The organism is Roseomonas rosulenta (genome assembly GCF_016106005.1).
GTDB lineage: Bacteria > Pseudomonadota > Alphaproteobacteria > Acetobacterales > Acetobacteraceae > Neoroseomonas > Neoroseomonas rosulenta.
This window is the reverse complement of sequence record NZ_JACADR010000263.1, coordinates 1-6,175: the sequence shown is the minus strand read 5'-3', so window position 1 is coordinate 6,175 and position 6,175 is coordinate 1. Positions and strand designations below refer to the sequence as shown.

8 protein-coding genes are annotated in these 6,175 nt (G+C 73.1%); 4 read left to right on the top strand and 4 right to left on the bottom strand.

Features of this window, described 5'->3' with window-relative positions; genetic code table 11:
• Nucleotides 1-448, top strand: a 448-nt coding sequence (locus tag HW578_RS21505; RefSeq protein WP_198372765.1) for a hypothetical protein, incomplete at its 5' end; no start/stop codon positions are given.
• Nucleotides 449-451: 3 nt separating this feature from the next.
• On the opposite strand, the gene HW578_RS21500 is transcribed toward HW578_RS21505, so the two are convergent.
• Nucleotides 452-1,432 (bottom strand): Bug family tripartite tricarboxylate transporter substrate binding protein, encoded by a 981-nt coding sequence (locus HW578_RS21500; RefSeq protein ID WP_198372764.1) that lies wholly within the window; start codon nucleotides 1,430-1,432, stop codon nucleotides 452-454.
• A 186-nt stretch (nucleotides 1,433-1,618) separates the two neighbouring features.
• On the opposite strand from HW578_RS21500, the gene secB reads away from it, so the two are divergent.
• Genes secB through HW578_RS21485 form a run of 3 tightly spaced genes read left to right on the top strand, consistent with a single transcriptional unit; the run spans nucleotide 1,619 to nucleotide 3,916 of the window.
• Nucleotides 1,619-2,125, top strand: coding sequence for a protein-export chaperone SecB (gene secB / locus HW578_RS21495; protein ID WP_198372763.1), 507 nt, complete (start codon nucleotides 1,619-1,621; stop codon nucleotides 2,123-2,125).
• A gap of 52 nt (nucleotides 2,126-2,177) precedes the next feature.
• Nucleotides 2,178-3,272: a ferrochelatase gene (hemH, locus tag HW578_RS21490; protein WP_198372762.1), complete on the top strand. Its 1,095-nt coding sequence runs from the start codon at nucleotides 2,178-2,180 to the stop codon at nucleotides 3,270-3,272.
• Nucleotides 3,269-3,916 (top strand): HAD family hydrolase, encoded by a 648-nt coding sequence (locus tag HW578_RS21485; protein ID WP_369407946.1) that lies wholly within the window; start codon nucleotides 3,269-3,271, stop codon nucleotides 3,914-3,916. The genes hemH and HW578_RS21485 overlap by 4 nt, the downstream gene beginning before the upstream one ends.
• Before the next feature lie 13 nt (nucleotides 3,917-3,929).
• Here HW578_RS21485 and HW578_RS21480 read toward each other — a convergent pair whose 3' ends face one another.
• The 3 genes from HW578_RS21480 to HW578_RS21470 form a co-directional block, all read right to left on the bottom strand.
• On the bottom strand, nucleotides 3,930-4,844 hold the full coding sequence (locus HW578_RS21480; RefSeq protein WP_198372760.1) for an AEC family transporter: 915 nt from the start codon (nucleotides 4,842-4,844) through the stop codon (nucleotides 3,930-3,932).
• Between the two features lie 258 nt (nucleotides 4,845-5,102).
• Nucleotides 5,103-5,693: a hypothetical protein gene (locus tag HW578_RS21475; RefSeq protein WP_198372759.1), complete on the bottom strand. Its 591-nt coding sequence runs from the start codon at nucleotides 5,691-5,693 to the stop codon at nucleotides 5,103-5,105.
• 22 nt (nucleotides 5,694-5,715) lie between these two features.
• The coding region (locus HW578_RS21470; RefSeq protein ID WP_198372758.1) for a bactofilin family protein at nucleotides 5,716-6,175 on the bottom strand (460 nt) is incomplete at its 5' end.

Sequence of the window (6,175 nt, the reverse complement as noted above, 5' to 3'; positions counted from 1 at the left end):
CTGCCGGCGCCAGGCCGCCGCCGCGCCGCAGGACCAGCGCGCGCGTCTGCGCGACTGCGCCGTCTCGTCCGGCCAGGCGGCGCTGGCCGCGGGCGGGGCCAACACCCAGGCGGAGCGCAATGCCTGGCGGGAAGAACTTCTCGCCGCGCTTTACGACCGCCGCGCCGTGACGCCGCGCTCGGGCATCTGCCCCGACAACGACCTGATGCGCGCCGAGGCCGACACCCTGCTGCGCGATGCGCCGGGCAATGCCAGCGCGCGCTTCCATGGCGGGTCCGCGCGCATGCTGGGCGTCTCGGTCTCCTGCGGGGCGGACGACCAGCGCTGCCCTGACCTCGCACAGGCGGCGCGGCTGCTCACGCCGCCGCAATCCGACCCGCGCTGGACCCAGACGCTGGAGGGCGTGCGCACCCTCCAGCGCGTCGTGGTGGGCTGCCCGGAGGGCTGAGCCTCAGTCCACCCGCGCGCCCGAGGCCCGGATGATGGGCGCGAGGCGCGCTTCCTCGGCGGCGCGGAAATCGGCGATCTGCTCCGGCGTGGTCGGCCAGGCGGTCGCACCTTGGTCGAGGTAGGCGCGCTTCAGATCCTCCGTTTCCAGCGCGCGGCGCGCCAGCGCCGAGATGCGCGCCACCACGTCGCGCGGGATGCCGGCCGGCCCGCACAGGCAGGTCCATGACGTCATGTCGAAGCCCGGCAGCGTCTCGGCGATGGCGGGCGCGTCGGGCACCACCGGGCTGCGCTGCAGGGACGTCACGCCCAGCGCGCGCACCCGCCCCTCGCGCGCCTGCGCCAGCGCGCCGGGGATGTTGTCAAAGATCATGTGCACCCGCCCTGCGATGATGTCGGGATAGGCGGCCGCACTGCCGCGATAGGGGATGTGGGTGATCTCGACGCCCCCCATGGTGCGGAACAACTCGCCTGAGATGTGCAGCGTGGTCCCCGACCCGGCCGAGGCATAGCTGTACCGGCCCGGATTCGCCTTCAGGTGCGCGATGAGCTCCGGCACCGTGCGGGCCGGAATATCGTTGTTCACCACCAGCAGGTTCGGCAACTGCCACATGCCGGTCGTGAAGGTGAAGTCGCGGTGCGGGTCGAAGGGCAGGCGGGCATAGAGCGTGGGGGCGATGGCATGCGTCGCGATGCCACCCAGCCCCAGCGTGTAGCCATCCGGCGTCGATTGCGCGATCGCGAGGTTGCCCACGATGCCGCCGGAGCCGGTGCGGTTCTCGACGACGAATTGCTGGCCCGAGAGTTCCGCCATCTTCTGGCAGAGCTGGCGGGAGAGCGTGTCGGTCGGCCCGCCCGCGGCATAGGGGTTGATGTAGCGGACCGGCCGGGCGGGCCAGCCCTCCTGCGCGGTGAGCGCGCGCGGCGCGGCGAGCGCCCCTGCGGCAACGAGCACGGCTCGGCGGCCGGTTGCGGTTGGCGTCATGCTGTGTCCTCCCTGGCGGCCCCCTTGCGCGGTGCCGTTCCGCCGCCAGCCTAGGCGCTCGACGGCCGGCGGCGCGACGGTCATCCGCGACCTGCAAGGCACCGGTTTGCCGCAGCCCCATCCCGCGTGCTAACCGCCGCCCCACCGAACGATGCCGCCGCCGCGCCCGCTCCGAAAGGCCCCGACATGTCCGAACAGCAGAACTCGCCCGCGCCAGGCGCCAATGGCGCCGCCGCACCGGCCACCGGCCCGGTGGTGCTGAACCTGCAGTTCACCAAGGACCTTTCCTTCGAGGTCCCCGGCGCGCCCGAGATCTACCTGACGATGCGCGAGGCGCCGCAGATCAACATCGCCCTCGATGTCCAGGCGCGCCGGCTGCAGGAAGGCCAGGAGACCTACGAGATCTCCCTGCAGATCCGCGCCGACGCCAAGACGACGGCCGGCGCGACCGCCTTCATCGCCGAGCTGGTCTATTGCGGCATCTTCACCCTGAACGGCGTGCCGGGCGAGATGATCGAACCGGTCCTGCTGGTGGAATGCCCGCGCCTGCTGTTCCCCTTCGCCCGCAACATCCTCGCCGACGTGACGCGCGACGGCGGCTTCCCGCCGGTGCTGCTCGCCCCCATCGACTTCGTGCAGCTGTGGCAGACCCGCCGCGGCCAGCCCTCCGCCGCACCCGTGGCCAATGCCTGAAGGGACCCGGGGCCTTGACGCGGGCGCGGGGCGGGGCATGTCGGGCGAAGCCATGAGCAAGCGCCGCGTCGCCATCGTTCTGTTCAACCTGGGCGGCCCGGACCGCCCGGAGAGCGTGCGCCCGTTCCTGGTCAACCTGTTCACCGACCCGGCCATCCTGCGCGTGCCGGGCTTCATCCGTCCCTGGCTCGGGCGCCTCATCGCCTGGCGGCGCACCAAGCCCGCCATGGAGAACTACGCCGTGCTCGGCGGCCGTTCCCCGCTGCTCGAACTGACCGAGGAACAGGGCCGCGCTCTTGATGGCGCAATGGCCGGCGACCCGGGGATCGAGGTGCGGTCCTTCGTGGCCATGCGCTACTGGCACCCGCTGTCGGACGAGGCCGCGCAGGCGGTGAAGGCCTGGGCGCCGGACGAGGTTCTGCTGTTCCCGCTCTATCCGCAGTTCTCCACTACCACCACCGGCAGTTCCGTCGCCGCGTGGGAGGATGCCTGCCGGAAGATCGGCCTGTCGGTGCCCACCACCACGCTGTGCTGCTGGCATTCCGACGGCGGCTTCGCCGCCGCCACCGCGCGGCTGGTGCAGGAGGCCTACGCGAAGGCGCGCGCCGAGCTGCCCGCCGATGTGAAGCTGCGCATCCTGTTCTCGGCCCATGGGCTGCCGGAGAGCATCGTCGCCGCCGGCGACCCCTACCAGTGGCAGGTCGAGCGCACCGTGGCGGCGGTGGTCGAGCGGCTCGAGATCGACGGCCTCGATCACATCGTCTGCTACCAGTCGCGCGTGACGCCGCAGAAATGGATCGGCCCCTCCACCGAGGACGAGATCGAGCGCGCGGCCGAGGAGAAGGTGGCGATCCTGATCTGCCCGATCGCCTTCGTGTCGGAGCATTCCGAAACCCTGGTCGAGCTCGACGTGGAATACCGCGAGGAGGCCGAGCATCTCGGCATTCCCGGCTATTTCCGCGTCCCGGCCCAGAACAGCGACCCGGCCTTCATCGCGGCCCTGGCCGAGCTCGCGCGCGGCGCGCTGGGGTCCGGCCGGTCGCTGTGCTCCTTCGCCGGCGGGCGGCAATGCCCGAAGCAGCATGGCGACTGCCCGCATGCCAAGGTGCGCGCCGAGACGCGGGCCAGGGTGAAGGAACCGGCGTGACCCGCCCGCGCGCGGTCCTGTTCGACTGCGACGGCGTGCTGGCGGACACCGAGATGATGGTGAACACGCTGGTCGCCGAGCAGCTCACCGCGCTCGGCTGGCCGATGACCGCGGCGCAGTCGCGCGAGACCTTCCTCGGCCTGGCGCTGCCCGACATGGTGCCGCGGATCGAGGCGCGGGTCGGCCCACTGCCGGCGGACTGGGTCGAGGAACTCTCGACGCTGATCGCCCACGAGATGACGCGCCGCACCCCGCCCATGCCTGGCGCCGCGGAGGCGGTGCGCGCCGTGGCGGCGGCCGGCCTGCCGGTCGCGGTGGCGTCGAATTCCGGACGTGTGGAGCTCATGGCGAAGATGCGTTCGCTCGGCCTCGCCAGGGTGTTCGCCGAGCGTGTCTTCTCCTTCGAGGATGTCGATCGTCCGAAGCCCTGGCCCGACATCTACCTAGCCGCCGCGGCCGCCTGCGGCGCCGCGCCGCAGGACTGCGTGGTCATCGAGGACAGCGTGCCCGGCGTGCGCGCTGGCCGCGCCGCCGGTTGCCGCGTGCTGGGCTTCGCGCACGAGACGCCGGCCGGCGTGCTGGCCGCGCATGGCGCCGAGCCCTTCGCGGAGATGATCGCGCTGCCGGCGCTGCTGGGGCTGTAGCGCGCCGTCGCCGCTACGGCGCGACCAGCATTACCCATAGCGGCAGCGTGATGATCGATGCGATGTGCTCCGTGGTGGTGATCGCCGCCATCAGCGGCGCGTCGCCGCCCAGCGCGCGCGCCATCACGTAGGACGTCGCCGCCGTCGGAAGCGCCATGAAGATGACGGCCACCGCAGTCGCCAGCGGCGGCACGCCGAACAGCGTGCACAGCCCCCAGGTCACCGCCGGCATCACGACCAGCTTCAGCACGCCCGTTGCCGCCTGCACGCCGACGCGGTCGGAGAAGGATTGCAGCGACAGCGCCGCCCCTACGCACAGCAGGCCCAGCGCGACCGAGGCGCGGCCCAGTGTCTGCACCGTGGGTGCGAGCCCCGCCGGCAGCCCGCCGAGTGCCGCGATGCCGAAGCCGATCGCCACGGCCAGCAGCAGCGGGTTCAGCGCCAGCTGCCGCAGGATGGCCAGCGGCCGCGGCGGCCCGCGCTGGCCGTCGAAGGCGAAGGCCAGCGTCGTGACCGTTTGCACGAAGGGCACGATGATGCCGGTGGCGACGGCGCCAAAGCCGGTGCCCTCGGCGCCGAACAGCGCGCCGACGATGGCGAAGCCCATCAGGTTGTTGAAGCGGATGCCGCCCTGCAGCACCGATGTCATGGCCGGATGCGGCAGCGTGAGCGCGCGCGCGAGCGTCACGGCCGCCAAAGTGCCCAGCGCCAGCGCGCCCCAGATGGCGCCGGCGATCCGCCCGAGCGGAAGCGAGGCGAGATCGAGCGGCGCCAGCGCGGCGATGATGAGCGAGGGGAGCAGCACCCAGTAGATCAGCCGCTCCATCCCGGCCCAGACGGCATCGTCGCGCAGCAGGCGGCGTTTCAGTAGCGCGCCCAGCGCGAGCAGCGCGAAGGCCGGCACGAAGGCGTCGAGCCAGGCGCTCATGATGGGGGCGTCGCGCCGGAGGCGCGCGGGGCGTTGGTCGCGCCGGAGGCGCGCGGGGCGTTGGTCGCGCCGGAGGCGCGCGGGGCGCGTGTCATGCCGGAGGCGCGCGGGGCGTGTGTCATGCCGGAGGCGCGCGGGGCGTGTGTCATGCTGGAGGCGCGCGGGGCGTGTGTCATGCTGGAGGCGCGCGGCGTGCCCGCCCGCCCGGCTGTCCCGTCGCGCATGATCACAATCGCCGGAAGACTCATCCCGGCCGGATCACGCCCGACGCCCCGGCTCGCCCCAGGGCAGGGTGGCCGGGGCGGTCGCGATGGCCGAAAGGCACGACGCCTCGGTCACGCCCTGCGCCGCGCCATGCGCCCGCGCCGCGGCATGCGCCACCACCAGCGATCCACCCTGCGGATACAGCACGATGTCGAGCCGGCAGGACGGAGCCTCGTAAAGCCAGATCTCGGCCTCACCCTCCGCGCGGCGCAGCGCCGGCTCGCCGAGCATGCGGCGAAGCTGCTCCGCCCCGGTGCCCATCAGCGCATGGGCCGTGGCGGGCGGCGCGCTGCCGCGTTGGCGCGGCCCGGGCGACAAGGCGGGCGGGATGGCGGCGGGCATGGCCGGTGCGGGGGTCCCGCCGAAGGCCGTGCCGGATTGGCGGGCCGCGCCCGGCGGCGGTCCCGCATCGTGCGGATTGCTGGGCGCGATGACACGGGGAGGGGCACCGCCACCGGCCAGCGCCAGGCTCGCCTGGGTCGAGAACAGCGCTTGCTGCATCAAGGCCTCCGCCTCCTCGCCCCTGTCCGTGGCGCAGCCCAGGGCGAGAAGCGGCAGCAGCAGGGCCGGGCGCAGTCCGGACATCGGGCGCGCCCGCGCCGGGTGGTCAGGCGTCGGCGGGCTCGGTGTTGCGGGCCGGCGCGGGGACCGGCACCGGTGCCAGGCGGGGCGCCGCGGCGGCCGGGGCATCGCCGGTGATCATCTCCATCTTGCCGGAAAGCTGCCCGCCATCCTCGACCGAAAGCCGGCGCGACCGCGCCACGCCGATAACGCGCCCGGTAGCGCGGATGGTCAGGCTGCCATTGACGGTCAGCGTGCCGTCGAAGACGCCGGCGATCTCGGCATCCTCGACCTGGACCTCGCCCTTGAAGACGCCGGAATGGCTGATGACGAGTTCCTGCGCCTGCAGCAGCTGGCTTTCCATGGTGCCTTCGATGACCAGCTTCTCGGCCTCGGTCACCGTGCCCTGCAGGCTGATGCCCTTGCCGATGATCATGGTGCGGCGGTCGGGGGCCTCGGTGCGGGCGGGACCGCGCGCGGAGGCCGCGGCAGCGGCCGGGCCGGCG